Below are 768 nucleotides of genomic sequence, written 5' to 3' on the forward strand. Positions count from 1 at the left end.
CGGCTGGCCGCCGGATGGACGCGTTGCGACAGCGACTCCCAGTCCAACCGGATCCGGCCGTCGACCTCACGCGGCACCACCACTTCCCCGTCGAGCACGCACCGGCCGGCGAGCTCGTCACGCAACACGTCGAGCAGTTCGGGAAAATAGCGGCCGAGCTCTTTGCCGTTGCGTGACTGCAGCACCACCTCGTCGCCGTCACGGAACACCAGTGCCCGGAATCCGTCCCATTTCGGTTCGTAGGACCACACCCCAGCCTCGTCCGGCACTTTCACCTGCGCCTTGGCAAGCATCGGTTCGATGGGCGGCTGCACGGGCAAGTCCACGGGTTCCATACTCGGGTAGACCACCGCTGCGGGGCAATGTCATCGTGGGCAGATGGAGCTGCCCGTGATGCCACCGGTCTCGCCGATGCTGTCGAAACCTGTGCGTGAGATCCCGCCGGGCATGTCCTATGAGCCGAAATGGGACGGCTTCCGCACCATCTGCTTTCGTGACGGCGACGAAGTCGAATTCGGCAGCCGCAACGAACGCCCGATGACCCGGTACTTCCCCGAACTGGTGGCAGCGGCTCGCGCCGAACTACCGCAGCGATGCGTCGTCGACGGGGAGATCGTGATCGCGACCGGCACGGGCCTGGACTTCGAGGCACTGCAACTGCGCCTGCACCCGGCGGCCAGCCGCGTGACCATGCTCGCCGAGCAGACCCCGGCGCACTTCATCGGCTTCGACGCCCTGGCCACGGGCGACCGGTCGCTGCTGGGCGAG

2 pseudogenes are annotated in these 768 nt (G+C 66.9%); one reads left to right on the forward strand and one right to left on the reverse strand.

From position 1 onward, the window contains the following. Nucleotides 1-335 (reverse strand): annotated as a pseudogene (locus A5740_RS05835) (ATP-dependent DNA ligase); the annotation flags it as partial. Between the two features lie 43 nt (nt 336-378). On the opposite strand from A5740_RS05835, the pseudogene ligC reads away from it, so the two are divergent. Continuing rightward, nucleotides 379-768: pseudogene (ligC, locus tag A5740_RS05840) on the forward strand (ATP-dependent DNA ligase); the annotation flags it as partial.

Source organism: Mycobacterium sp. GA-1841 (genome assembly GCF_001954135.1).
GTDB lineage: Bacteria > Actinomycetota > Actinomycetes > Mycobacteriales > Mycobacteriaceae > Mycobacterium.